18 protein-coding genes are annotated in these 25,293 nt (G+C 66.0%); 6 read left to right on the forward strand and 12 right to left on the reverse strand.

Translation table 11 applies throughout. The features are described 5' to 3' along the window. The first annotated feature begins 1,889 nt into the window (after positions 1-1,889). On the forward strand, positions 1,890-2,582 hold the full coding sequence (locus ABIA35_RS48270; RefSeq protein ID WP_370362495.1) for a response regulator transcription factor: 693 nt from the start codon (positions 1,890-1,892) through the stop codon (positions 2,580-2,582). A 3-nt stretch (positions 2,583-2,585) separates the two neighbouring features. Continuing rightward, entirely contained in the window at positions 2,586-3,971 is a 1,386-nt protein-coding gene (locus ABIA35_RS48275) for a sensor histidine kinase (protein WP_370362496.1), read from the forward strand. Positions 3,972-3,995: 24 nt separating this feature from the next. Here the strand turns inward: ABIA35_RS48275 and ABIA35_RS48280 are convergent, their stop codons facing one another. The 7 genes from ABIA35_RS48280 to ABIA35_RS48310 all read right to left on the reverse strand — a co-directional run bounded on the left by ABIA35_RS48280 (position 3,996) and on the right by ABIA35_RS48310 (position 10,289). Next, positions 3,996-4,475, reverse strand: a complete 480-nt coding sequence (locus ABIA35_RS48280) for a hypothetical protein (protein ID WP_370362497.1) — start codon at positions 4,473-4,475, stop codon at positions 3,996-3,998. 26 nt (positions 4,476-4,501) lie between these two features. After that, the gene (locus ABIA35_RS48285; protein ID WP_370362498.1) at positions 4,502-5,758 is read right to left on the reverse strand and encodes a M23 family metallopeptidase; all 1,257 of its coding nucleotides are present in this window, start codon (positions 5,756-5,758) and stop codon (positions 4,502-4,504) included. Then, on the reverse strand, positions 5,746-6,114 hold the full coding sequence (locus ABIA35_RS48290; RefSeq protein ID WP_370362499.1) for a thiol-disulfide oxidoreductase DCC family protein: 369 nt from the start codon (positions 6,112-6,114) through the stop codon (positions 5,746-5,748). Before ABIA35_RS48290 ends, ABIA35_RS48285 begins: the two co-directional genes overlap by 13 nt. Further along, positions 6,107-7,168 (reverse strand): hypothetical protein, encoded by a 1,062-nt coding sequence (locus ABIA35_RS48295; protein ID WP_370362500.1) that lies wholly within the window; start codon positions 7,166-7,168, stop codon positions 6,107-6,109. Before ABIA35_RS48295 ends, ABIA35_RS48290 begins: the two co-directional genes overlap by 8 nt. 17 nt (positions 7,169-7,185) lie before the next feature. Next, entirely contained in the window at positions 7,186-7,890 is a 705-nt protein-coding gene (locus ABIA35_RS48300; protein ID WP_370362501.1) for a DUF5819 family protein, read from the reverse strand. Between the two features lie 74 nt (positions 7,891-7,964). Continuing rightward, positions 7,965-8,345 carry a hypothetical protein gene (locus ABIA35_RS48305; RefSeq protein ID WP_370362502.1) on the reverse strand — a complete coding sequence of 127 codons (381 nt, stop codon included), beginning with the start codon at positions 8,343-8,345 and terminating at the stop codon, positions 7,965-7,967. Positions 8,346-10,049: 1,704 nt separating this feature from the next. Continuing rightward, the gene (locus tag ABIA35_RS48310) at positions 10,050-10,289 is read right to left on the reverse strand and encodes a hypothetical protein (protein WP_370362503.1); all 240 of its coding nucleotides are present in this window, start codon (positions 10,287-10,289) and stop codon (positions 10,050-10,052) included. Between the two features lie 497 nt (positions 10,290-10,786). Here ABIA35_RS48310 and ABIA35_RS48315 point away from each other — a divergent pair, with 497 nt between their 5' ends. After that, positions 10,787-13,555 (forward strand): tetratricopeptide repeat protein, encoded by a 2,769-nt coding sequence (locus ABIA35_RS48315; RefSeq protein ID WP_370362504.1) that lies wholly within the window; start codon positions 10,787-10,789, stop codon positions 13,553-13,555. A gap of 161 nt (positions 13,556-13,716) precedes the next feature. Here the strand turns inward: ABIA35_RS48315 and ABIA35_RS48320 are convergent, their stop codons facing one another. The 3 genes from ABIA35_RS48320 to ABIA35_RS48330 are packed head-to-tail and all read right to left on the reverse strand — an operon-like array spanning position 13,717 to position 14,979. Then, positions 13,717-14,028: a transposase gene (locus ABIA35_RS48320; protein WP_370362505.1), complete on the reverse strand. Its 312-nt coding sequence runs from the start codon at positions 14,026-14,028 to the stop codon at positions 13,717-13,719. Next, complete coding sequence (locus tag ABIA35_RS48325; protein ID WP_370362506.1) at positions 14,012-14,695, reverse strand: IS3 family transposase; 684 nt, start codon at positions 14,693-14,695, stop codon at positions 14,012-14,014. Before ABIA35_RS48325 ends, ABIA35_RS48320 begins: the two co-directional genes overlap by 17 nt. Further along, positions 14,692-14,979: a transposase gene (locus tag ABIA35_RS48330; RefSeq protein ID WP_370362507.1), complete on the reverse strand. Its 288-nt coding sequence runs from the start codon at positions 14,977-14,979 to the stop codon at positions 14,692-14,694. The genes ABIA35_RS48325 and ABIA35_RS48330 overlap by 4 nt, the downstream gene beginning before the upstream one ends. Before the next feature lie 362 nt (positions 14,980-15,341). Between ABIA35_RS48330 and ABIA35_RS48335 the strand changes: the two genes are divergently transcribed. After that, the gene (locus ABIA35_RS48335; RefSeq protein ID WP_370362508.1) at positions 15,342-15,827 is read left to right on the forward strand and encodes a hypothetical protein; all 486 of its coding nucleotides are present in this window, start codon (positions 15,342-15,344) and stop codon (positions 15,825-15,827) included. Between the two features lie 150 nt (positions 15,828-15,977). Continuing rightward, on the forward strand, positions 15,978-16,502 hold the full coding sequence (locus ABIA35_RS48340; protein WP_370362509.1) for a hypothetical protein: 525 nt from the start codon (positions 15,978-15,980) through the stop codon (positions 16,500-16,502). A 632-nt stretch (positions 16,503-17,134) separates the two neighbouring features. Here the strand turns inward: ABIA35_RS48340 and ABIA35_RS48345 are convergent. After that, positions 17,135-17,467 carry a hypothetical protein gene (locus ABIA35_RS48345; RefSeq protein ID WP_370362510.1) on the reverse strand — a complete coding sequence of 111 codons (333 nt, stop codon included), beginning with the start codon at positions 17,465-17,467 and terminating at the stop codon, positions 17,135-17,137. A gap of 4 nt (positions 17,468-17,471) precedes the next feature. Then, positions 17,472-20,063, reverse strand: coding sequence for a tetratricopeptide repeat protein (locus ABIA35_RS48350; RefSeq protein ID WP_370362511.1), 2,592 nt, complete (start codon positions 20,061-20,063; stop codon positions 17,472-17,474). A 398-nt stretch (positions 20,064-20,461) separates the two neighbouring features. Between ABIA35_RS48350 and ABIA35_RS48355 the strand changes: the two genes are divergently transcribed. Further along, the gene (locus ABIA35_RS48355) at positions 20,462-24,331 is read left to right on the forward strand and encodes a hypothetical protein (protein ID WP_370362512.1); all 3,870 of its coding nucleotides are present in this window, start codon (positions 20,462-20,464) and stop codon (positions 24,329-24,331) included. The last annotated feature ends 962 nt before the right edge of the window (positions 24,332-25,293 follow it).

Below are 25,293 nucleotides of genomic sequence, written 5' to 3' on the forward strand. Positions count from 1 at the left end.
ACGATGACGCCCTTGCCTCCGGCTCGGAGTTAGGACCGCCTCCTCCTCCAGGGGACTTCCACCCCCAAACAACCGCCCATGCTGGGCGCACAAACAGAAAGCCGCAGCTCATAAAGGCTGCGGCATTCGAACACCAGTGCCCCCGGAGGGGCGCCGTCAAGATGGGCACGGTGTCCACCTGGTGTTGAGCTCGCAGCTGGTGGTCGCAGGAACCATCCTCCTGTAGCTTCCGAGGCCGTAGGCCCAGCCACAAAAACCGGCATGGGTATCCGCGGGAGCCCCGACCAGTCGACCGCGACTCCCGCCGTCACCGCGGATCCTGAAGGTCCTCCGCGAACCGTTCCTATGCAGCGCGGCACAGAACCTCCACCCTCGTCGCCTTCCTCCTGGAGCACCTCGACGACCTCGAACGCATAGCTCGCGGCTAGCACCGAAGGTGCATGCAGAACTTCGCAGCAAAGCAGCCGCAGACCTTCACGCATCACACCAGCATCTCGTCCAGGAGCTCGGGCCAGCCAGATCTGGGAGGCGGCGCGGCACCCTCCGCAGCCACGATGGAAAGCAGACACCACAGGCACGGCCGGCTTGCTCAGAAAGCGTCAGTCAGCAGGTAGCCGCTGGGATCGCAGGCATCGACCTCATCCTTTGTCGTCGCGCGAGCGACACCCAACAGCACCGCAGGGACAAAGCAGCACCCGTCGCCATCGGCCGCCTCATGAGCTGCCGCTCAAGCCACGAGTATCCCAGGCCCACACGAGGGCACGCCGTATGACGTCCGAGGGCGTTGCGCTACCGGCGGGAGGCTACGGACCGCGACAGAATCTGAGCATGACGCGCAAGTCGGGTGATGCGAAGAACGTTCTCGGGTCGGCTACGACTAGCGTGGCCGGCAGTGCCGCGGGAGCCGTGGTCGGTGGAGCGGTGGGTGGCCCCGCAGGCGCCGTGCCGGGGTCCGCGTTCGGCGCTTCCGCCCCTTACGCTACTTTCCAAGAAGTGACCCCACACCCACACATCCTCAAAAGACTTGAGGCAAATAACTAGACCCATGCTGGCCGCTATGATCGCAGCCTTTTGATGAAATACGGACTGGTAAAGGGTCACACGATGGCGTTGCGATCCGCGGCCGGGCCCTCACTGCCGAGCGTGAGGTAAATCACGTCTACCCGATGTATCAGCGCAGCGGATCGGTTCTCCGCGCGCGCATGGAATAGGTCCAGCCCTTACCGCCACCGCCGGGGCCAGGCCGAACCATCTACCTCATCTGACGTTGACTGAAACTCACAGTGTTGGGATTCTAACTCCGCGAGATCATCAGACCTCCAGTCGGGGGGTCGCTCGAGTGATTGAACATCCGACCGCCGAGATATTCACGTCAATCCACATCGGTACGCCTGCGGAGTACCATTACTTGAGCTTCATAACAATCAACGCGCGGTCGTAGGGAGATCGCCGTCGCGGATCTCTCCCTAGCCGTGGGTGCGCGTCGCCACGGATACCGCTTATCAATTTCTCTCTTCGTGAAGGGGCGAGTGCGCGCTCTCTGCACAAAAATGACCCGGACCTCTGGCGCGCGCGCCATGCAACCGCTTCACCGCACTCCTTGTGTGGAATAATTCGTGGCACCGATACAGTTGGTCTCCGGACCCTAGGCCATGAGCTGGTCGAATTCCGTCGATCGATGGCGTCGCCGTGCACCTCGGTTTCATGATGCCGAACCAGGGTTTCCGTCCATCCACCGGAATGTCGCCATCCGGCCCAGAGGGGAGTATGCGCTTTCGCGCGTTTCCTAGGCCTCTGGGTGAATATGAAACTGAATCGCTGCATCTGGTACGGAGATGCTTTCAGCTAACCAATTTCCGTCACGAAGGTGACGGGACAGCGAGGCTATTGTGAGATTACTTATCATCGAAGACGACTTGAGGGTCAGCGCCGCTATGCGTTCCGGTCTGATTCGTCACGGGTTCGATGTACTCTCCGCGAGCGCGCCGTCTCAGGGATATGACGCCTTGGCTGCCGGACCCGACATGGTGCTGCTCGATCTCGGGTTGCCTGATCTGGACGGGTTCCGGGTCTGCGCCCGGATCAGGGAGCTGTCGTCCGTCCCGATCATCATCGTGACCGGTCGCGACGACATCCGGTCACGCGCGCACGGGTTGAACCTCGGAGCGGACGACTACATCGTCAAGCCCGTCAGACTCCCGGAACTGATCGCCAGGATCCACGCGGTCGCCCGCCGGATCCGCCCGCAAGCCGCGCACGAGGACGGCCACCAGCCTTCCGAGGTGTTCCGCGTTCTGTGCCCCCACGGTGCGACGCTCGTCGTGGACGGGCGTAGACGTACGGTCTTGGTCAATGGGACGCCCGTCTCCCTTACCCGCAAAGAGTTCGACCTCATCGGGCTGATGGCGGGCCAGCCGGGCATCGTCTTCCGGCGCGATCAGATCATCAGCGCCGTGTGGAGCACCCTGGCCAAAGGTGTGGATCGCACCCTGGAGGTGCACGTCGCATCGCTGCGCAAGAAGCTCGGTGTTCCCGGTCTCATTGAGACGGTCCACGGCATCGGCTACCGGCTCGCGCACTGACTCATGCGGATCCGGCTCGCCGCCCTTGTCACGATTCTGGTCTTCGGCCCCCTTGCCACACTGTCGCTGTGGCTGGTCTGCCACGACGCGGCCAACCGGCAACGGGCCTTCTACTTCGCGAAGTTGGCCGACACCGCCCGCTTGGCGCTTATGGCGCAGACGTCCACCGGGCCGCTGGACCGGGAAGCTCTCCAGCGGGACATCATCCGCTACGACCGGGCCTATTCAGTTTCGGCGGCCGTCGCCTTCCGGGATGGGACCTTCCTGGCCTCGCGCCAGCCGGCGGCACTGTCCTCACCCGGGGCGTCCGGACTGGTCGACGCGGTCTGGAACGGCAGGGCGACCGCGCCGCCGGAGTTGATCTGGCCTTGGCTCCACCGCCCGGTGCTCGCCGCTGTTCCGGTGGTGGTCCACGGCAAGGTCATCGCAGTCGCCGTGACGCTGTGGCCCACGGACAGCCTACGATCCGCGTGGTGGCGCGAACTCAAGTGGTATGCGGTCGTCACGGCACTCGCGCTGAGCACCGGCGTGCTACTGGCGACGGCATTCGCGGGCTGGGTCCTGCGGCCGGTTCGTGCTCTGCAGGCCGCCGCGGGCCGGCTCCGCGACGGGGCCTTCGACACCGTGGCAGAGGCCGGCCCGGGACCGGCCGAGCTCCGACGACTCGCCACCGCCTTCAACGAGATGGCGCAGACGACACGACGCTCGCTGGATCGGCGGGCGACATTCGTTGCCGATGCCTCCCATCAGCTCCGCAACCCGCTGGCCGCACTCATCTTGCGGCTCGACGAACTGGCCGAGGCACCGGCGGCCGACAGGCCCGGCGTGCACTCGGCGGTCAGGAGGGAAGCCGAACAGCTGACCCTGGTTCTCGACAGGCTCGGTAAGCTGGCAACTGCTGGACACACCGGCTCACGTCGCGCTCCGGTCGCCCTGGCCGCCCTGGCCGCACAGCGAGTGGCGGCCTGGACGCCCGCTGCCTCGGCTCGCGGAATCGTCTTCGACATCCCAGCGGGTATCCCCGCCTTCGTCTCCGCCGACGAGGTCCTCGCCGGATCGGTCATAGACGCCATCCTCGACAATGCCGTCAAATACAGTCCGCAGGGTGGTCGTATCAACGTTCTGGTCGCGGCGCAGGGCGACTCCTTCATTCTGGAGGTCGCCGACGAGGGCCCCGGGGTCGGCGACGCTGACATCGAACGGCTCGGAGAGCGCTACTGGTGCGGTGCGGACCGGCGGCGGACCGAAGGCACCGGGTTGGGACTGAACATCGCCCGGACCTTGTTGGCGTCCATGGACGGCGACATCGGCTTCGCCCACGCGGCCGCTGGCGGCCTGGTCGTCCGGATTCGGCTACCTCGGTTCAAGTCAGAAACCGACGACCGGTGAGCCGGCCATTGTCCACGGTCGCCGTCACACCGGCGGGAGGCTGTCCAGAACCACTTTGAAGACGACCGTGACGACATTGTCCGCGCCGACCCCGAACGCGGCCGCCAATACGTACGCGAGAGCCACTTCCCCGCCGGTCGCCTCCGACATCCACAGCGCCTCAGCGCAAGCGGTCTCGGAGTAGGCCGTCAGCACCGCCAACGGCTCCTGAGACTTCAGAAACCGGCTCGCGTTGTGCTTGTGCGGCGTCAGAGTGTACGTCGAGCCCCCCATGACAGCATCGACCCGGAACGACCTGCGCAGGACCCGGCCGGGACTCGGCCTCAGCGACACCACGCTGCCGTCCAGGCGCAGGACCAATACCTCAGGGTCCCGGCTCCTGATGGGGACCCAACGACGGGTCGCCGCTCCTTCGGCACGGGTGATCGTCGCGGTCGGGATCCTCGGTCCAGATACGGAGACCACACCAAGATCGGTGTCGATCGCGATCTCCAGCCGGCCCACCACCTCATCATCGACGAACTCTGTCCTCACGCCTCGTCCTCTCGCGACCGGATCGTCTCGGTCGTCCGATCTCCAGGGAACTGCCGGTGGCGAACACGGACGGTACGGCCCCGGTACAAGAAGCCTGACACATCCTCGAATGAGAGATCCAGGCCTATCCCGTCGCGTTCGGCATGCAGGTGAAGGTGCGGCTCGGTCGTATTGCCGGAGTTCCCGATCTCGCCGAGCGGCTGCCCGGCTGCCACCCGGTCACCGACCGCGACTATGACGGTCCCGAGGCGGAGATGCGCGAGATGCACGGTTTCACTCCCGGTGTCGATGCTCACGTGGTTGCCTGACGCCGGGCCGTATCGAATCCGACCCACAGGCTGGTCCGGCATCCCATCGACCGCTGAGACGACCAAGCCGTCGCAAGGGGCGCAGACCCGGGCACCGTAGGCCGGATAGCCGGCAAACGCGCCATAGTCACCGCCGGAGCGTCCGCGAGACTGGGAGTGGGACCGGACCAGATCGATGGCTCCGCGCTGCTCCCGGACCGAAGCATGGCGGTTCATCAACCGACCGCCGCCCTGAGCGACGATCCAGCCCCCGCCCTCGAGCGGAAAGCACAAGGGCTCGGACAAGGGGGTCCCCCACCGATATCGCCGACCGGCCAGGACGATCGCGATCACTGCGATCAGTGCCGCGGCCCAGCAGATCGCCCAAGCGCTATCGGATCCCCTCGGCAGCGACGACAGCCGGTAGGCGGAAGCCGCGGAAGCGATCAGCCCGGCCACGATAACCCGCCGTACACGCCATCTCATGACTGCCGGACACCAGAGGCCCTCGATGAAGGCGTACGCCGTCACCAGTCCGAGAACGGAAGCGGCCCAGGTGCTCGCCGAAACAGCGTTCCAACATCTCCAGATCTGGTACAGAGCCACTGCCACGACGGCCAGGATCAGGACACGGCCAAGCGTCTTCGACGCCCCCTGTTGTGTGCCCCGATACGGCCGGAGCAACAGACCGGACAGGGTACCGTCGGGATCGACCTTCCCCCAGGCCAACATCCGCCCATCCTCCCCGATGACCACCAGTCCGTCGGGGCTGTCCTCGACCGCTGTGAAGACGCCGATCGTCTTCGCCGTCTCGTCCAGCACTCGCTGGAACTCCTGCTCGCCAATGGCTTCGGCGACTTTGGGGGCGAACCCGCGCCGGTCACCGACGGATGCGGTGAGCAACTGCTCCAGCGCCGAGCCGACCCGTCGGACGTCCCACGGGTCCGCGTCGTTCAGATCGTGCACGAGCGCTCCCATGGCCCCGGGATCCGATGGCGGTTCTTCGCAACCACCCGATAGACCACCTCGGCGAGGTTAACAACGCCGGGTGTTCGCAGAACCCTGCTACAAACCCGGGCACGGCGGTTTCCCGTTCCGGCCCAGGCCGCAAACGCCCGAGCGCCGCCGTAGCGGTGTCCGTCCGCGACGAACCACATCCGCGCCCGCACCCCCTCCTCGCTCAGGTCGTAGACAGCCAGATCAACGGACTGCCACGGCAGGAGGGTTCCCTCCATTGCGAACTTAGCGGCCAGATGGCGGATAACCGCGCGGCAGAAGCCGCATTCGCCATCGTAGATCACCACCGGCTGCCCGTCAGTCATGGTCCACCCCGCCGACCATCCTGGAATCCACGGCGGGAGACGCAGTCGCGAATCCCGCAGTCGGTGGCACGGCCGCAACCAGTGGCGCCGCAGGGCGTCCGAGGGACCGCCATCCGGCAACCGCTCGTCCACGCAATGGCAGAGTCCGCTTCCACAAGGCGCGGTAGTCGTCATCCCGCATGGCCATGCAGTCCGCACCGATCATGATCAGCCCGAAGCAGACCAGGCCCATGAAGGCCATGATCCCCAGGTGAAGCCCTTCCAGGGACAGGGCGTTGGCCTTGCGAACCCAAGCACGGCTGCTCAGGACCGCGAACGGGAAGGCGAGCTCGATGAAGATCGTCACGTAGCATACGGCCGTCCCGACGTATGCGTTCGACATGAGATGCGAGTATGTGTAGGACATCTGGAAGCCGGTGTCGCGGCTGATGTAGTACATGGCGACGCCGTCCTGCCAGAGCTTTCCGGCGATCTTCCAGTAGCCGGACGTCAGATAGAGGACCGCGACCTGGAAGACGATCAAGTAGGCAGCAAGGTTGTGCAGGAACGTCGCAGCCTTCGGACGCCGTGCCGCTCGGAGCCGGGCTCGCCGTTTCTTCGCCCCCGGGGCGAGGTACGCGTTGGACACGGTGAACACCATGAAGATGATCACGATCTGCGCGAGGTTGTCGCCACCTTCAAGGATGTCCTGGTTGCGGAGGTGGAGCGACCACATGAGCACCGCCTGCACCAAGGTAAGGGCCCTGCCCCCGTAGACCATGAAGGCCAGGGAACTGACGATGGTGAGGTGGAAGAGGACCTCGAACCACGCTTGCGAGTCACTGATGAGGAAGAGAGAGAAGCCCGCGTGCGGAAGAGACCTCGAGGCGACACTCGGCGAGTCGTAGGAGTTCGGACCCCAGAAGAACTCCCGGTTCCGGTAGTCGGACAGGCAGTAGAGCACTGTCGCGAGGCCCAAGACGATGCGCAGCAGAGAGATGCCGATCAACCGGTACTCAGTGCACGCCACACGAAGGATCGCGCTGTCGATCCGCCGCATACCACGGCCGGCCACGGCCCTGGCTACTCCCATCATTTCTCCACCCCGTCCACGTACGGCATCCATGAGGTCTGAAGCTCCGGCTTCTCAGGCTCGTGAGGCGTCGGAGCCACGTATCTCTGCGAGAAGGGGACGATGTCCTGACGCTTGAAGGTCGCCCGAATGGCGACGATCTTCGCTCCCGGATACAGCGTCGCCGCGCGAGCCGAGAGGAACCGCTGCATCTCGTCGAACGACGGGGCGAACTGGGCGTCGAGATCCTTGCGCATGGCCGGCTGCATGTCTTTCGACGCCTTGTCGATGCCGTTGGAGGTGCGCGTGTACTGGTCGGCGGCCTCCTGGAAGGCGAGCAGGACGCCTGGAAGCTTGGAGGGAAGGAGCCGATTGCTCCGGGGCATCCGGTCGATCGCGTACTCGACCTCCACGGGCTGTGTGGTCACGACCGCCACTGAACCCTTCGGCAGCAGCTCGGCTTCCAAATAGAGGCGGTCGTTGCTGGTGCCTGGGGTCGGCGCGAAAAGCTCCCAGTCCTGGCCGAAGTAGGGTTCCAGCACAGAGCTCGCTTGGTGTCCCAGCCGGACTTTCACCGGAGACGGCGGAGCGTTGTACACCAGGCAGGCAAGGCTGAACACGGTCACCGGGACCAAGGCGAACAGCACGCAGATGCGCAGCCTGGCCGAAAGGATGGACACTGGGACCGGCGCATCCCCATCCGAATCGCCGGCACGGTTAGTCATGGGTCTCTCCTCATTGCAGTGAGCGATCGGAAGCGGGGTGCGCGACGGCGGAGCCCGCCGCCGCGCACGCCTTCTCAGTTGCCCGAGTCGAACTGGGCGTCGTCGCTCTGGTAGCCCCGCTGGTAGGCGAAGGCCGTAGAGGGGATCCCGCTGCTGGACGAGGACGACTCGCTGCTGCTTGAGGACCGCACATTCGTGGCCGCGACGGCGACACGCGGGGTGGCCCTCGTAGTCACCACCGCGACCTGGTAGGCGTGGTTCGCGACGGCGTCCACCACGGCGCCGAGGAACGCCGGCTGGTCGGTGTCGTCGAGAACAGTGGCGGTGGTCGCCGGCGCGGCTACCGCCTGCGCGGGCAGGGTGTCGGCCGACGCGCTCGAACCCGCGCCGACCATGACGCAGGTTGCGATCGCCGGCACGGCGATCGCTCCGGCGACGGCTTGCTTAACTCGCATGGACGTTTTCTCCTTCATTCCGCTTGACTAGTGGTGCACAGCTCCGATCCGCGCCGTCAGAGGACGCGGATAAGGCGAGATTCCGTATCCGCGGTAGCGCGAATCGGCGAGGACAGGCTATGCCTCACGGGGAGCGGGAAAGAGAAACTGAGGATTATTTGAGATTTCCGGGCTCAATTCGACAGAGACTGTGGTTGCCTGAAGGCATCACCGGCACGGGTCAACCAGGGAAATCAGCTGGCGAGGAGCCGACCATGGGCGCGAGTATCCGCGCGGATGCCCCATGGTCGATATATATGTACTGACCGCCGCGATTTGGATACCCCCGGGTGAACTGGCAGCGACCGGCGAGCCAGGGTATTTCTCAATGGAATCGACGTCGAGATTCCCGTTTCCGACATCCCTGCCAAGTCGCGCTCGCGGAAGCCCTTCTTCTCGGCCTTACGCCTGTGTATGCGATCGGCCTGTAGATCAGGCTGGACGGCGGAGTCTCGGGCCACAGCCAACCGAAGACGACGGCTCCTGGCAACTGTCGTTACACAACCACCCGGACACCACAGCCTTCACCACATCCTGAGATGGTCTATGTGGCGACAACGACACAAGCCATCGCTCGCCCCTGCCGTCGCCAACGACGTCGCAGCTCACAGCCCCAATTCAGGCTGGGGCATTGACTTCGATGGCCCAGCGGTCGCAGCACGGCTGTTCCACGGTCACGATGCGAGTCCGAGGATCGTGAATGAGCGTTCGGGCGTCGTGCGGACCAGCGGGTGGCGCCGGTATCGTCGCGTCCGACCAGGTGAAATGCGCCGATGGCGAGGTTGCGCAGCGAGCCCACAACGTGGAGGCCGGAGCGGGTGCGGACGCGGGAGGCTGGTGACGCCCAGGACCCCGAGGGGGCCCCACGGCCCGCGCAGCGCCGGTACAGCATCGCCAGAAGATGCGCCCGGGTATCCGCGACGAGCTCGGCGATCGCGTGCATAGACCGTATCCCGGCGACCACCGCCGCGTTCGCCATCCTCCTGGCCGCCGCGATGGAGAAGGCCGACGACTGGACCGCACCGTGCCCATCTTGACGGCGCCCTACATAGGTTCAAACCTGCGCACGCGTGCACCCATTCTGACCTGGGCATCAGCACCTTGCGGAAACACAGGCAGGCGGACGACCTTGATTCGCCGCTGGTCTACTTCACCCTGACCTGCAGTTTCAGCTCTACTTGTGTGTGCCCCCGGAGGGATGCGGTTCAGATGGACACGTGGTCGACCAGCATCGAAGCACCCAGCTTTCGATCAGCGGCACGGTCTTCCTCTGATTTCGAGGACGCGCCACCAGCGGACTCTTAATCTGCGGGTTCGGGGTTCAAGTCCCTGGCTGCGCACCCTCAGCTGGCCCCAGCTCAATGTTATGAGCTGGGGTTTTGCCTTTGCGCCTTGCAGTGGTTGAGCCTCTTGATGAGCCGTCAGGAGTGCTGCCGGTGGATCGGCGGCAGACCGCTGCCGGACCAGCTGGTTGAACCACCCCGACGCTCACGCCAGGCGCGGACCGGTCCCGTCCGCCCGGGTGAACACGACCCCGGTGCTATTCTTCCTGGTTTCTGAGCTTTTTGTAGGAGTCCGTGCCGAGTCCGTTGAGAGCCGCGAGCGTCGGACCGATTCCGAAACTGCCGTACGCCTCACGGACCAGCGCCTGCCGCTCGGCCGCGGTCAGCTGTCGACCTTCGGCAGTCCCGGCCGAGCCAGCCGCCATTGCGCGATCAGGCGGGCCAGCTCCTCCTGGTCGAGGGAGTCGCTGATGACGACTCGGATCGCGCGAAGACCGCTGCCGGGGTCATTCGCTGTCGGGGGTCGCGGACGCCCGGGAAAGGGCTCGACCCGCAAGATGTCCGGGTCACGGCTCAGCGTTTCAGCCAAGTTCCACAAGTCGCTCTCGGCTGCAGTGCTCAAGACGTATTCCATCGCCGCCGATATCCTCTCAAGCTCCCCGCTCGCCACCCCGGGGAGGTATCAGGCCTCTCATTCCCGGCGTCTGCGATATCCCCGGGCTGCGCGGTAATCACACCTCACTGGGCCGGTCATCTGCACGGATCGCCAATGCGGCAGCGCTGGATTGCGCCTGCGACCTCTACCTCAACGGTCCCGACCTCTGATCAGATTCAGGCACTCCCGAAGGACTTACGGCCCCGACCACTAAGTCCAGATCAGCCCAGATGATGCCGCGCGCCTCGCCACGGCGCAGCCCCGTCAGTGCGACGAGGTGGAACAGCGAGAGCCTTCTGCCCTGGCTGCCCGGCCGACAGCGAGGTGCACCGCGCCGCTTGGCATGGAGTGTTTCGGGGCATGTTGTGCCCCAGGTGTGCCTTGTACCGGCCCGACGTGCCGCTCGTAAACTCAGAGCGCACGGCTAGTACCGCAGGGGTCTGACGCGGATCGGGGAAGAGGACATGCCTGAGGGCGAACGCTCCTTTCAAGAGATGCTGCGCCGCCGACGGCGCGCGGGATTCATCGCACGGGATGCGGAGCTCAGCCAGTTCCGCATCAATCTCACGCTCCCGGTCGACAGTCCAGACCGGAGCTTCGTCGTCTCCGTCCACGGTGATGGCGGCGTCGGGAAGTCATCGCTTCTCGGCCAGCTACGGCGAATAGCAATGGAAAACGGGGCAGCTGTCGCGACCGTCGAGGATCCGATCTTCGAAGTCCCCGACGCCATGCGGGCGATAGCCGTCGATCTGGCCGGCAGCAGCCCCACCATGGGCGAGTTTCTGCGACTGTATGACACCTACAGGCGTCGACGGCTGGAAGCCGAATCAGATCCGCAGGCCCCTAGCGGCCTCGCCTCATTTATGACTCGAACGGCCGTGCGTGCCGGTCTCCATGCCGCGCACGCCGTTCCAGGAGTTGGTGGGTTGATCCAGGAGGTCGACTCGGTCACCCTTGCCGATCAGGCCGACCGCCTGCGCGCGTTCCTGGGAACCAAATTCCGGCACCACGACGACGTGCAGATGCTGATGTCGCCGTTGGAAGTGCTCACGCCCCCGTTCCTCGCGGGGCTGACCAGAGTTGGGCGAAGCCGTCTGCTGGCATTGTTCGTCGATACTTATGAGCAGACGGGACAGGTGCTGGACACCTGGATCCGGGCAATGCTCGAGGGCACATACGGTGCGCTGCCAGAGGATCTGGTCCTTACCATCGCTGGCCGCAGTCCTTTGGACTACGACGTCTGGGCCCCTTATCAGGACGTTCGCTTGGACATGCCGTTGGCCCCGTTCACTGAAGCCGAAGCCCGACACATGCTTGCCAGCAAGGGGATCATGGACGAGCGTGTCGTCGAGGTCATCCTCGCGGTGTCCGGCAGGCTTCCCCTGTGGCTGGCGACGCTCGCCGACCACCAGCCCGAGGACCCGGAGCAGGTCGGCGACTCCAGCGGCAAGGCCGTCGAGCGGTTCCTGAAGTGGGAGAGCGACCCCGTGCGTCGCGACATGGCAGTGGCGGCCGCGTTCCCGCGGACCGTCAATGAAGACGTCATCGATGTCTTGGCGGAAGAGGGAGCGACGTCGGCTGCCGAACGACGGGAAATCTACACCTGGCTTCGGCATCAGCATTTCGTCAACGACACCGCTGCCGGATGCCGTTACCACGACGTGGTGCGGGCCGCGATGCTTCGGGTCGAGCGGGGGCACTCGCCGACCCGGTGGCGGCGCCGTCACGAGCAACTGGCCGAAGCGCACGAAGCGTGGTGTCGGCGGGCCGGCGTCGACCGGGCCTGGGATGACATCGAGTGGCAGAACCACAAGCTGGAAGCGGCATACCACCGCCTGTGCGCCGACCCGGGAGCGGCACTGTCGCACGCGCTGGCCGATGCGGTGTACGCACTGATCGACGGGCCGGCGACCATGAGCCGATGGGTCCGGATGCTGGTGCAGGCGGGCTACGACACGGATTCGGCGATCCTCAGCGACTGGGGAGGTCGGCTGAAGACGACGTTGCGCGGTTCGGCGAATCAGGCGCTGGCCGACGCCATGACACTGCTCATCGGGGAGGCCGACCTGCCGCGTGCCGTGGCCAGCTGTGCTCTTCAAACCAGAGGACGCGCGCTGTACCTGCTGGGCGATGACCAGGGTGCGCTCGCCGACTTCGACAGGGCGCTCACCCTGGATACGCAAGACCGCCAAGCGTGGGCGTATCGCGGAGACGCCTACCGGTGGCTACGCCGTTTCGACGAGGCCCTGGCGGACTTCGACAAAGCGATCGAGCTGGATCCCGACTACGGCTGGGCCTACGCCAGCCGCGGTGAGACTCTGCGGCGCATGGGTCGGTACGAGCGGGCGCTGGAGGATTTCGACAAGGCACTGTCCATAAACCCCCACGATTCATACGCTTTGGCCAGCCGTGGCGAGACCCATCGGCGCACCGGACGTTTCGAGCAGGCGATAGCAGACTTCGATCAGGCCATTGCGGAGAACCCCGTTTACGCTTGGGCCTTTGGCAACCGCGCCGAGACTTTCATTCAAATGGGCCGGCCCGAGCAAGCGGTCGCGGACTTCGATCGTGCGACGACGCTGGATCCGGAGTATGCCTGGGCCATAGCGAGTCGCGGCAGAGCGCGCGCGATCTGCGGCGAGTACGACTTGGCGCTTGCCGACTTCGACAAGGCACTGGGCCTCAAACCCGAATATGCGTGGGCCGCGGCCAACCGAGCCAACACGCTGATGCTCATGGGGCGATTGACGGAAGCTGAGAACGACTTCAGTCGGGCCATCGCGTTGAATCCGCAGTACGCATGGGCGCTGGCAGGGCGTGGAACAACGCTTCGGAGAACTGGCCGACACGCGGAAGCACTCGCCGACATCGAACGCGCCATCGATCTCCAGCCGGACGCGGACTGGTATCAATACTGTGCCGCGCAGGTCCAGTTGTGTCTTGGCGACCATGATTCAGCTGTGGTTCGTGCCCATGCAGCGATCGACCGGGTTTCAGCCGCCATCCAAACCGCGGCCGAACCCAGCGCGCGACTGTATTTCAGCCGTGCGCTCTACCACGCGGCGCTCGATCACGTCGATCAAGCCGCAGACAGTGTCGCCGAAGCGCTGAAGCTTCAACCGCCCCAGCACGAGATAGCCCGCACGGTCGCCGAGTTGCAAGAGCTTCTCGCCATGATGGCGACCGGATCCAGAGCAGTTCATCACCTACTCACACTGCTTCGGAGGACATGAGTCAAGGCAGTACACAGTCAGGTTCCATCCGCAACCCCCTTGACAGTTGAGGATGGCAAACCGCCACGACCCGTCGGCCGACAGGCGGGCGACGGCCGTGTCGTTCCGATCGGCGAGATCCGGGCTGAGCTTGCCCCGGTTTCCCGGACAGTTGCGGTGACTCACGCCGCGATGGCGTGAGTGGTGTGCTCTCTTTCGAACTGTACGGGGCTGAGCATTCCGATGGTGGAGTGTCGGCGGTGCGGGTTGTACCAGGCTTCGATGTACTCGAAGATCGCGTTGGCGAGTTCCTGGCGGGTGGTCCAGGTCTGCCGGTCGAGCAGTTCCAGTTGCAGGGTGCCGAAGAATGACTCGACCATGGAGTTGTCGAAGCAGTCCCCGATGCTGCCCATTGAGCCGAGCAGCCCGGCGGTACGCAGCCGCTGTCCGAAGGCCCAGCTGGTGTATTGGCTGGACTCAACCAGTGGACGCAACACCGGCTTGTTGGATTGATAGTAGGTGATCGTTGAGGGCTTCGGCGGGTGTCTTCCAGTTGAGGGACTTGCGGGGTCGGCTGTTGAGGGTGGCGGCTACGGCTGCGACCTCCTCGGCGCTCCAGCGGGCCATGTCCAGCGCGTCGCAGACCAGCTCGGCGCGCAGGTGGTCGGCGATCGACCAGCCCACGACCCGGCGACTGAATGCGTCCAGCACCACCGCGCAGTACACCCAGCCCTGGCCGGTGCGATGTTGGGTGACGTCCATGCACCACAGCCGGTCCGGGCCATCGGCGGTGAAAGCCCGGTCGACCAAGTCCGGATGCGGATCGGCGTTCGGATTACTCCTGGTGCTGCCTTTCGTGCGCCGGCGGTAGACACCGGCCAGGCCGGCATCGCGCATCAGCCGGGCCACCCGCTTGCGCCCGACGCGTATCCCGGCGCCCAGCCGCAGCTCGGCGTGCACCCGCGGGACGCCGTAGGTGCCGCGGGAGATCCGGTGGATCTCCACTATCGACGCCGTCAGCTCCGCATCGGCCTTCGCTCGCGCGGACGGGGCGCGGTCGCGCCACTCGTAGAACCCGGAAGTCGACACGCCCAGCAACCGGCAGCACACCGCTGCCGGCAGGCCCTGGTCGGCCAGTCCACGGACCACCGGGTAGATCATTTTGGGAGGACATTGTCCCGGGCGAAGTAGGCCGCGGCCTTGCGCAGGATCTCGTTCTCCAGCTCCAGCTGACGCGTTCGGCGCCGCAACGCCGCCAGCTCTTCCTTCTCCGCCGTCGACAAGCCCTGCATCACGCCGTCGTCAACCTCGGCCTGGTCTACCCAGTGCCGCAGACACGAGTACGAGATCCCCAGATCCTTGGCCAGCTGACCGATCGGCGTCTTCCCGGCCCGGGCCAACTCCACAGCCCGACGACGGAACTCCGGAGGATGAGGCTTCGGCATCACAGACTCCTTTCGGCGACCAGTGTCGCCTCACTCAAGGAGTCCGGGAAAGAGGGGCAAGCTCAAACAGCGACAGCGGTGTGTAGCAGTCTTGTAGCAGTTTTGTTGTCGTTCTTGTAGCAGTTAGAAACTCTATCTACCTGGTCTTTTAGAAGTAGATACCTAACTGCTACACCTTCAGAGCAGAACAGAGGGTCGTGAACGGCGGCACAGCCGCCTCGGCATAAGCCCACGACGAGCCTCGTGTGCTCGACGGTCGTCTGCGGGCTCTGAAGCGAATTCGGGACCTCATCAACTCGCTGCGAACCGCTTCCGCCGCTGGCAGTCTGGGCTCAGACGGCCCCCGACAGGAAGGTTTTGACGTGACCAGGTACGGATTCGACGAACAGCGCGGTGCCATCGTGCGCTCCTGGCCAACCGGCGATGGTGATCTGGTTGCCGACGTCGCGACTGTACCTGCGGGATGTGCTCCGCAGCAGTCCTTCGGAGTCTCCGACGCGCTGACGACGCTCTCCCGGTTCCTCTGGCGCGCATACACTCACCCGACGAGCGCAGCCGACAGCCTTGAGGCCAACACCGACGGCTGGCGGCGCCAAAACGCACGTGATGCGTTCGCCAAGGTCCCCGAGAACATCCTCAAGCCGAACTTGCCCTTCGAGGACGGCGGGCTCATCGTGTCCTACAACCGCGTGGAAGAAGCCTCCCACCGGTTGGGGCGGGCACTGCATGTCGTCGGCGACGAGGCCTTCACCGCCGCGGTCGTGGAAGAGGCGCGGCAGGAGCTGAGCGCCGTCGAGCAGGCCGAGCTCGGCGATCTGAGCGGGCGGGCCCGGCAAGCCGTCGCCTGAAGGCGCGAGGACGCCTCGCCCGTCCAGGTCGCCGCGGCGGATCGGATCCTGGCGGCGTACCCACTGGGCGGGGACACGCTGTTTACCGAGGTCGACCCCACCGCTGCCGCGGTCGCCGCCGCGCATTGGCTCTACGCGGCGGCTGAGGTGGTGTCCGTCATCTCGGGGATCGACGCCACCGGCGTCGTCGTCGAGGCCGACAACATCGAGGCGCTCCCCCACCAGACCCCGACAGCCGTCCTGGAACAGATGGCAGCCGGCCACGCGCCGCACCGGGTCGTCACCAAGATGATCCGCGACGCCATGCGCGTCGCCGAAGGCGGAGTCCCGGACGCCGCGGCCTTGGTCGCCCGCGTCGCCGAGCTCGTGGAACTGGCCGACGGCGACGATGCTGACGATCCCAAGCTCCGCAAGACGCTGCTGAAGCAGATGCGCATCACACCGCTGGATCCGGCAAGGCCAGCCGTGGACCTCCTGGAGGACCTGCTGGAGGGCATCCGTGCCTGCTGGCTGCTGTACCAGGAGTACTACGAGGACGACGACGCCGAGGATTGGGACGAGAACAGCAAGAAGTCCGAGGAGGAGTACCACGCCCGCCGGATGGAGGAGATCACCGAGAGCTTCCTGACCGACGCCCGCATGGAGGCGGAAGCTCACGCGGAACGGCTGCTGTAGCTCGCCGCCACCGAGGCGCCCGATCCGTGCCCGCGAAGTTGCTCGGGCAGGATTCGGGCACAGTCTCGGTCACACGCTGGCCCACGACGTCACACCGTGTCATACGACCTAGGCACAAAAGGCCCTTCACGCGGGTGAAGGGCCTAAAGTGCCTGTTGAACAACTGTGCCCCCGGAGGGAGAGTATCAATATGGGCACGGCGTAGACTGCCGCTGGAGCGCACAACTCTCGATCAGCGGAACAGTCTACTTATAGTCGGAAAATCCGACGGACGAAGGTGGGTCTTGGATCGAGGCAGCCTCGCTCTTTCGTATGAACCCCACAGCATCCGGCACATCAACTACACAGGGACCAGATCTTCCCGTCGCCCTATAGAGCAGCCTCTGCAACATATAGCCGGCAGCTGGCCTTTCAAAAAGACTCTCCCGCTCCCGGAGCCCGCTTCACTCAGGCCTGTGCTCGAACACGTGGACTCCGACCACTATTGCCGGTAGAACAACGGTCAGGATGTCGATCACAATTGGTAAACCGAGCTTTCCGGCCTCGACGAGAGCGTCGTCACCGACGAAATTTGAGACCAGGCGGATCGATCGTTTTCCATTGCCAGCCTTGTGGAGGTGCAGCAGACATGATCAGTTGGCTGTTGATGCACGTATATCCGCGTAGGAAGCGTCGGCACCGCAGATGGCGTTTAGCGCTCGTTTGATCTGCTGGGCGATCTCGTAGCGCTGGCTGATGGGTATCGCCAAATCCGTCCATACTGTCCAGCGGCCGCTGAAGCGCGTCCCGGGTGCCGGTCGCTCCAGCCGGGTCGCGAAGCGGATGAGGGTCGACGCTTGTCGGTACCCTTGCTGTTCCAGAAGTCGTGCTGCATGCGCGATCAGATCGCTGTCGGTCTTCCTCTCAGCCCTGCCTGCATCCGGCGGCTCTGTCGCAGCCGTTTCGGCCGTACCTTGATATGGCATCGGTTCACTCCTTCGTCGTCGGGTCGGGTCGGCCGCCCCTGCGAAACCGGTCGAGTTCGGTCCGAGTGACGCGGGTCCAAGGGTGTTCGGCCCCGAACAACCGGAGACGTTCGGCAAGGATGGTCTCCAGCAGGCGGATGGCCCGTGTCGGGTCGCCGGCGTGACCCACGAAGTTGGCGTGGCCGTTGCGGCTGTTAAAGGTGTGCGGGTGGGTGTACCCGAGCACCCGGGTGCGGTCCAGGACGATGATCTCGAACAGCGCAGCAGCCTGCACCGGGTCGCCGACGTGCCCCAGGAAGCGCGCGTGGCCATTGCGGCTGCCCAGGGTCAGGGGGTGGTCCGGACCCAACCATTTCGTGCAGTCGGCAATGAGTTTCCGGTAAGCCGCAACCGCCTGGGAGCAACGGCCCGACCTGCCGATGGCCCGGATCATACTGCTCTTGGCGGCGAGCAGCGCCGGGTGCCGCGGTCCCAGAATGCGCTGGGTGTCGGTGACCAGCGACCGAAGCAGCGCGGCTGCACGGCGCGGGTCGCCCGCTTCGCAGATGAAGTCCGCGTGGTAGCGGCGGTGCAGCAGGGTGATGGGGCTGTCGGGCGCGTAGGTCCGCAAGTAGCTCTCATCGTCCATCAGCTCCGCCATGAGCTGCGCAGCCCTTTGGGGATCGCCCGCCTCACCGACGAACCGTGCCCGGCCGTGGCGGCTGGCCAGGGTGTCCGGGTGTCCGGGGTCCAGGACCGCCAGGCAGTCGATGATGAGGGATTCGAACATCGCGGCCGCCTCGACGGCACGGCCGGACTCACCGAGGAAGTGCGCGTGGTGGCGGCGGTTGTTCAACGTGTAGCGCTTGTAAGGACCCTGGAGACGCGTCCGGTCGGCGACCAGTTGCTCGAACAGGCTCGCTGCCCGCGCAGGACGTCCGGCCTCGCCGGTGAAGTAGGCCAGCCCGAAGCGGACGCTGAGGATGTGCGGGTGATCGGCGTCGAACCGGTGGAGCCATTCGGCCAGGAGAGCTCCGTAGAGTCTGATGGCTCGTCGCGGATCTCCGGCCTGGCCGACGAAGAAGGCGTGGGTGCTGCGGCTGCGCATGGTGAGTTCGTGGTCGGCGCCGAGAACGCGAGTGCTGTCGGCGATCACTTCCTCGAGGAGCCGCACGGACTGTTCCACTCGGCCGGCCATGCCCAGGCACCGGGCGTAGTCGTTGCGGTCTGCCAGTGTCTGGGGCGCGTCGCGTCCATGGATCCGGACGGACTCCTCGAACAGAGCGGCGTACAGCGGCACGGCTCGCTGGGGATCTCCGGCTTCGCACACGCACCGCGCGTAGGAACGCCGCGCTTTCGGATCGCTCTCGTTCCCGTTCACCGCTCGTTCCAAGGCTCGCATCGCGTGAACGAAATCGTCGCGCGCGAACGCGGTAACGCCGAGGTTGAAGGCGCCGGCCGCGTCGACGTGCTCGATCAGCATGCGCCAGGTCTCCTCCGGAATGCGCGGCGGCAGGTTCTCGGCCTCCACCGAATCGTGGAGGTAGTCGAAGGACAGGTAGGTGTCGCCGTCCCGGGGCAACAGCAGGCTCGACGTGGCGTGCAGCGGCTTGGTCGCCCAGTCGAGCGCCTCGGCCCACGGTTCGGGGCGCAACGCCTGACCTCCGCGTCGGGACAGGTAGACCTCGTGGAGATCGCGGAGCAACGCAAGCGGAAGCGGTTGGTGGTAGCCGGCCCGGCGCGCGTCGATGGCCGCCGCCACGAGGGCTGCGCCGCGCGGATGGCTCTCCGCGTCCCAGGCGTCGCGCCATGCGTTGAGCAACTCCGGTGCGGCGGCCAGGTATTCGGCCACGCCACGGCGCCCGGCGTGCGCGTGTTTCACAGCGGCCGCGATGCGCACGTCCGCGATCAGCGCCTGTGCCCGAGCGATCTCGCCCAAGCTCCAAATGCGGTCCAGTCGATGCCCGCGAGCGAGGTGGACGACGTCCCGGCCGCTGCACACCACGTCGTGGATGAGATCGCCTTCGACGGCGGCGTGCCGGGCACTGAACCGGGCGTGGGCGTTGCTGCTCATCGTGGCGACGATGATGATTCGGCGCCGTGGGTCGTCGATCATCCGCTGGACCATGCCGACGTTGAGCCCCCCGCTGCCCAGGTACATGTCGAGATCGTCCAGCCACACCACGACTCCCCGGTTGCGGCAGATCTCGGGGATGAGCGCCGCTAGAGCCTGCCGGTTCACCGGGAAAATAAGCTTGTATCCAGGCAGCAGGTCCCGGACCGCCTCGTAGGCGGCCCGGGTTTTGCCTGCTGCGGACTCCCCAACCACCAGGACGAATCCCGTCCCCTTCCGCACGTCCGCGCGGATCCCCGGCGTCGCGTCGCGCTCCACGAACGGCGGCACCGAACCGGTGTCGTCGGCCGCCAGGTGGACGCCGAGGGCGATCGGGTTGTCGCAGTCACGCACGCGGATAGGCCTGCCGCGGCGGCTCAGTCGCAGGTGGTCGGCCAGCGCGTCCTTCCTTCCCAGCTTCCGGTCAAGGGCGTCGCCGGTGCTCGTGAAGGCACCCGCGAGTCGCGTGAACACCGTTCCAGCGGGACCCAGCAGAGTGAACACCCCCGTCTTCAGGAGTGACCCCAGCCCACGGACCAGGACCACAGCCACCCTGAGCGCGCCGTGGCCGCGGCCTCGCCGCCATGCGACGTGTCTCATAACGCCACACCTCCTTCACGCGGAACGGCCCGGTCGGCTCGGTCCCGTTGCCGGAAGCCTGCCGCCGCCCGCACGCCGCCGAACCTCTCGCGGGATAACTCGCACAGGTCAGGACGATGGATCATGAAGGCGGAGTAATCCTCGGACACCATCGGACACAGATCAATGAGGCCCTTATCTGCAAAAGGGTGCGATCACAAAGATTCGGTAACGAACTCACCGGTAACGCGACGAGCTGTGAACCGCCGGTCCTACCGTGCGCTCAAAGGGCACCGCCCGCCGTGGTGCTTGAGGGGGGCCTCATGTCGCACGACCAGCCATCGGCACGTAATTCGCCTGATCCCGACGCCATAGTGACAGCGCGCGACTTCGGCAGAGAACTGACACTCGCCAAGGAGTCGGCCGAGCTGACGGTCCGGGAACTGGCGGACAAGGCCTCGGTGCCGACGAGCACGGTGCAGGGCTATTTGAGCGGAGAGCATCTGCCACAACCCACGTATCCGGAACCGTTCAAGCGGATCCTGGCCGTGTGCGGTGAAGGCTCGGAGGCGACTGTCCGGAAGTGGCTCGACGCCTTGACGCGGGCCAGGCGTGCGCCAGGTCGCAGGCCCTCCACGGCCAGGAATCCGTATCGGGGCCTGATCAGCTTTGAGCAGGAGGACGCCGCCTGGTTCCACGGCCGCGAACACATCACCAGCGAGATCGTCAGTCGAATCGCGCGGCGGGCGGCCACCGGCGGCGGCCCGCTCGTCGTCACCGGGCCATCCGGGGCCGGGAAGTCGTCGCTATTGCGAGCGGGCGTACTGCCCGCGTTGCGCGAGCGTGGCTACGACGGCATCTTGCTGACTCCCGGCTCCCACCCGCTGGACGAACTCGACGCCGCCGTGGCCGCCGGCTCCGAGACCTCCGCGACCTCCGCGACCTCTGAAACGGTACGGGTGCTCGTCGTGGACCAGTTCGAGGCGGTCTTCGCCCGCGAGATCTCCGACGAAGACCGGCACTCGTTCATCAATGCCCTGTGCCGGCCGCGTACGGCGGGTACGCACGACCGAGCGGCCGCTGTGGTCGTCCTGGGAATCCGCGTCGACTTTTACCCGCAAGCCCTTCGGCATCCTCTGCTGGCCGCCGCGGTCCACACCGATCAGGCCGTCGTCGAACCCATGACCGCGCTCGAGCTGCGCCGGGTCATCACCGAGCCGGCGCGCCAGGCGAAGCTCGACGTCGAGCCTGGACTGGTCGACCTCGTCCTGCATGATCTGGCTCCCCGGACAAGCGGCTTCACCTCGGGCGGGATCCACGATGCCGGAGCGCTGCCGCTGCTATCGCACGCACTGGCCGCAGCCTGGGAACGGCATCGGGCCGGCAAGCTGACCATCGCGGACTACCTCGCCGTCGGCGGTATCACCGGCTCGATCGCCCAGACGGCCGACGCGGTGTTCGCCGCGCTCACCGAGCAGCAGCAGCAAGCTGCCAGGCGGCTCTTCCTAAGGCTGGTGCGGACCGAGGACGACAGCGCCGACACCCGGCGCCGGGTCCCCCTCAGCAGGGTGTCGGCCGGCGACGACGACGCGGAGGCTCAGACCGACCGAGAGGTCCTCGACCGGTTCATCGCGGCGCGTTTGATCACGACCGGCGACGACACCGTGGAGATCACCCATGAGGCCCTGCTGACGGCCTGGCCGCAGCTCGTCGACTGGCTCGACGGCGATCGAGACTGGCGCCGCCGGCACCACAGACTCAAAAGGTCCGCCGAGCAGTGGTACGAAGCGAATGAAGATCCTGATCTGCTCATCCGAGGCGGAACCCTTCAGATCGCTCGGGAATGGGTCGGAGATCGCGACCACCGCGGCGACGTCGGCGTGCTGGATCGGAAGTTCGTTGAGGCGAGCATTCGGCACCAGGTGCAGGAGGAGGTTCGAGAGCGGCGCCGGGTTAGGCGCCGCTACCGATTCGCCGCGCTCTTGGCTGTCTTGGCAGTCATCGCCGGAAGTATAGGGGTCTTCGCCCGGCAACAGCAGGTCACGCGGGAACGCGAGCAGACACAGGCACTGTCCCGGCAGGTAGCGAGCGAGGCCGACGTGCTACGCGACCACAAGGTGTCAGTGTCGATGCAGTTGGCCCTGGCCGCGTATCGGATCTCGCCGACCCCTGAGGCACTGTCCAGCCTGTTGAACTCGACGGGTGTCACACCACAGACCCGGTTGCGACCCTCGTCCGGCGCGGATGCCGAGACGATTGCGGTCAGCGGCGACCTGCTCGCGATGGGCACCGATACAGGACAGGTCCAACTGTGGTCCCTGACCGACAAGGGAGCGACCACCCCACTCGGCGCACCATTGACCGGGTCCGAGACCGCCATCCTGGCGGTTGCCTTCGACTGCGGCGGAGGCCTTCTCGCCGCCGCCGGCAAGGATGGAAACGTCCATCTGTGGAACACACGCAACCCGGCTCGACCGGTGGCCCTGGGGACGGTCGCGGGAACCGGAGCTTCCATCGACGCTGTCGCCTTAAGTTCTGACGGCCAGCGGCTGGCAGCCGGGAACGGCGACGGCAGAGCCCTGCTGTGGAACATCCGCGACCCCAGCCATCCCCTGCCCGCCCCGGAATTGATCGGTCCGACACTGAGCGTCACAAGTGTGGCCTTCTCGCCAGACGGGCATATCCTCGCGGCCGGCAGCGACGACGACACCGTCCATCTATGGCAGGTGGCTGACACGGCTCATCCGGTTGCGCTCAGCTCGGTGAACACGCCGAACAGCCGCGTCTTCGCCGTCGCGGTCAGCCCTGACGGTCGGACGCTCGCGGCCGGAACCGCCGCAGACCACGACGTGCATCTGTGGGGCATCGCCGATCCCACGCACCCGGTCCCGGCCAGCCTACCCCTGACCGGTCCCGCCAGCTGGGTCAACAGTGTGGCCTTCAGCCCTGACGGCCGTACCCTGGCCGCCGGAAGCTCGGACGGCTTGCTCTGGATGTTTGATCTCGATACCGGGCAGCCCCTCAGGAAGCTGCCCCACCCGGGCCCGATCACCACTGTCGGCTACCGTGACGACGGCACCGTGGTCAGCTCGACCGTCGACGATGGCGCCGTCTATTGGTGGCGTCTCCCCGGCCCGGTCATCGTCGGAGCGAAGGACTCGATCTTCAACGTAGGGTTCGACGACGCCGGGGACAAAGTCGGCCTCAATCCCGGCGCCACCGACAACACTCTGACGATGTGGAACGTTACCGACATCCATCATCCCGCCGAGATGGGTCCTCCTATCACCGGCAACCCCGGCCCGGGGCGGTTCGCTGGCTCCGGCGCATTGTCCGCCGACGGACGCCTATTCGTCGCTGGGGACGTGGACGGCACTGTTCGACTCTTCGACGTCAGCGATCCGGAGCATCCCGCCAGTTATGGGCCGCCGTTCACAGCCGCGAAGGCACTCATCGAGTCGGTGCCGATCAGTCCCAAAGGCGACCTGCTCGCCGCAGGTTCCGACGATGGAACAGTCCACCTTATCGGCATCTCCGACCCACGCCACCCCCGTACGCTCGCCACCGTCTCCGCACCCACCGGCGGGAACGTTTACCAAGCCGTCTTCAGTCCTGACGAGCAACTGATGGCGGCATACAGCGACAACCACAACGCCTACCTCTACGACATCAGCCAGCCCACCAGGCCCGTGGTCCTGGCCACCCTCAGCGGCTTCACCAGCGCGGCCTACTCAGCGGCGTTCAGCGCCAACGGACATCTGGTGGCCGTCGGCAGCGCGCAGGGCACCGCGCGCGTCTGGGACATCGCCGATCCGAAACATCCCGTCAGTGTCGGCCAGCAACTCGCCGGTCCGATCGGCTACATCTACGCTCTGAGCTTCGCACCGAACAAGGACGTCCTCGCCATGAGCGGCAGCTCAGCCAGCGCCATCTGTCTGTGGGATCTGACCGATCCCCACCACGCGGTCCATCTGGCGACGCTGGACGGACCAGCGAGCGGGGCGTTCGCTGTCACGTTCAGCCCCAACGGCGAAGTTCTCGCCGCCGGAGGCGTCGACCACACCGCACAGCTCTGGGACACCAGTCCAGGCACTGCGACGACCTGGATCTGCGCAGTCGTCGGCGAACCGATCACCAAGGCCGAGTGGGACCAGTACGTCCCCGGTCGGCCGTACGCTCCGCCCTGTGGTTAAACCTTCGGAAGCGCGGCTGTCGCGACGTGGCGCACAGCCCCTAACGCCCTGTTGATTGAGCTGACATGACCGCACGGGCCGAAACATCGCACGTGACGACTGCCGTAATCAGAGCCTGTAGTCGCTCAGACTCTCGAAGTCGCCCAGCGAGTCGATGAAGATCGGACCTCCTAAGTAGGCACCGATCTCTCCCGATCGTTGACCAAGCTCGCGCGAACCTTTCGGACTAGTGCAGAGGGTCGTCGGGCAGCACCGGCAACGGGGTGCGGCGGCACTCAGGCCGTGGCCGCTCCGGAATCCCGGCATGGTCCAGCAGGTCATGCAGCTGCTCGGCGGTCAGCGCCGGGTTGGCGGTCGCAGCCTCGGCGAGGCCCGGGTCGTCCAGCGAGGCGACGATCCGATCTTGGGACAGCCGCGAGTTGGCCGCGGCGGCGTCCCGGACGCAGGGGTCGACGTCGGCTAGCTGCGCGTACGGCGGCTCGTCCAGTGTCGCATCGGCTGCGGCCAGGGTGCGGATCTCGGGTCGGCGTGGTCCTGCAGGCCGCCCAGCCCGACGCGGGGGAGGGAACGCCGGGAGCGTGAGCAGGAACGCGTGGTGGCGGGGGCCAGCGACGAATGCCTAAGGATGCGGCGAGCCCCGACGGCGTACCGCACGGCCGCGGCGGGATGCAGGCCGAACAGCGTCGCCAGGTGCAGGGCGTCGGCGCCGTTGGCCAGCCTAGGCACCGACCCTTCCGGATGTGTTCAAGGCTATCCGCGCAGCGTCAGGTGCGCTTGATGTAGAAGGCGCTGACCGGGTCGGTGCCGTTAGCGGTCTGCTTGGAGACGAGGACGTGGCCGTTGGCCGTGTGCGGCCGGCGGTCGCGGCGTTTGTGCGCCCAGCATGGGCGGTTGTTTGGGGGTGGAAGTCCCCTGGAGGAGGAGGCGGTCCTAACTCCGAGCCGGAGGCAAGGGCGTCATCG

This window comes from Catenulispora sp. MAP12-49 (assembly GCF_041262705.1).
GTDB lineage: Bacteria > Actinomycetota > Actinomycetes > Streptomycetales > Catenulisporaceae > Catenulispora.

Coding starts and splice junctions, on each gene's coding strand:
- ABIA35_RS48300 (WP_370362501.1), bottom strand. CDS start 7,890: ATGACTAACCGTGCCGGCGATTCGGATGGGGATGCGCCGGTCCCAGTG.
- ABIA35_RS48315 (WP_370362504.1), top strand. CDS start 10,787: ATGCCTGAGGGCGAACGCTCCTTTCAAGAGATGCTGCGCCGCCGACGG.
- ABIA35_RS48275 (WP_370362496.1), top strand. CDS start 2,586: ATGCGGATCCGGCTCGCCGCCCTTGTCACGATTCTGGTCTTCGGCCCC.
- ABIA35_RS48305 (WP_370362502.1), bottom strand. CDS start 8,345: ATGCGAGTTAAGCAAGCCGTCGCCGGAGCGATCGCCGTGCCGGCGATC.
- ABIA35_RS48345 (WP_370362510.1), bottom strand. CDS start 17,467: ATGCCATATCAAGGTACGGCCGAAACGGCTGCGACAGAGCCGCCGGAT.
- ABIA35_RS48330 (WP_370362507.1), bottom strand. CDS start 14,979: ATGCCGAAGCCTCATCCTCCGGAGTTCCGTCGTCGGGCTGTGGAGTTG.
- ABIA35_RS48290 (WP_370362499.1), bottom strand. CDS start 6,114: ATGACTGACGGGCAGCCGGTGGTGATCTACGATGGCGAATGCGGCTTC.
- ABIA35_RS48325 (WP_370362506.1), bottom strand. CDS start 14,695: ATGATCTACCCGGTGGTCCGTGGACTGGCCGACCAGGGCCTGCCGGCA.
- ABIA35_RS48355 (WP_370362512.1), top strand. CDS start 20,462: ATGTCGCACGACCAGCCATCGGCACGTAATTCGCCTGATCCCGACGCC.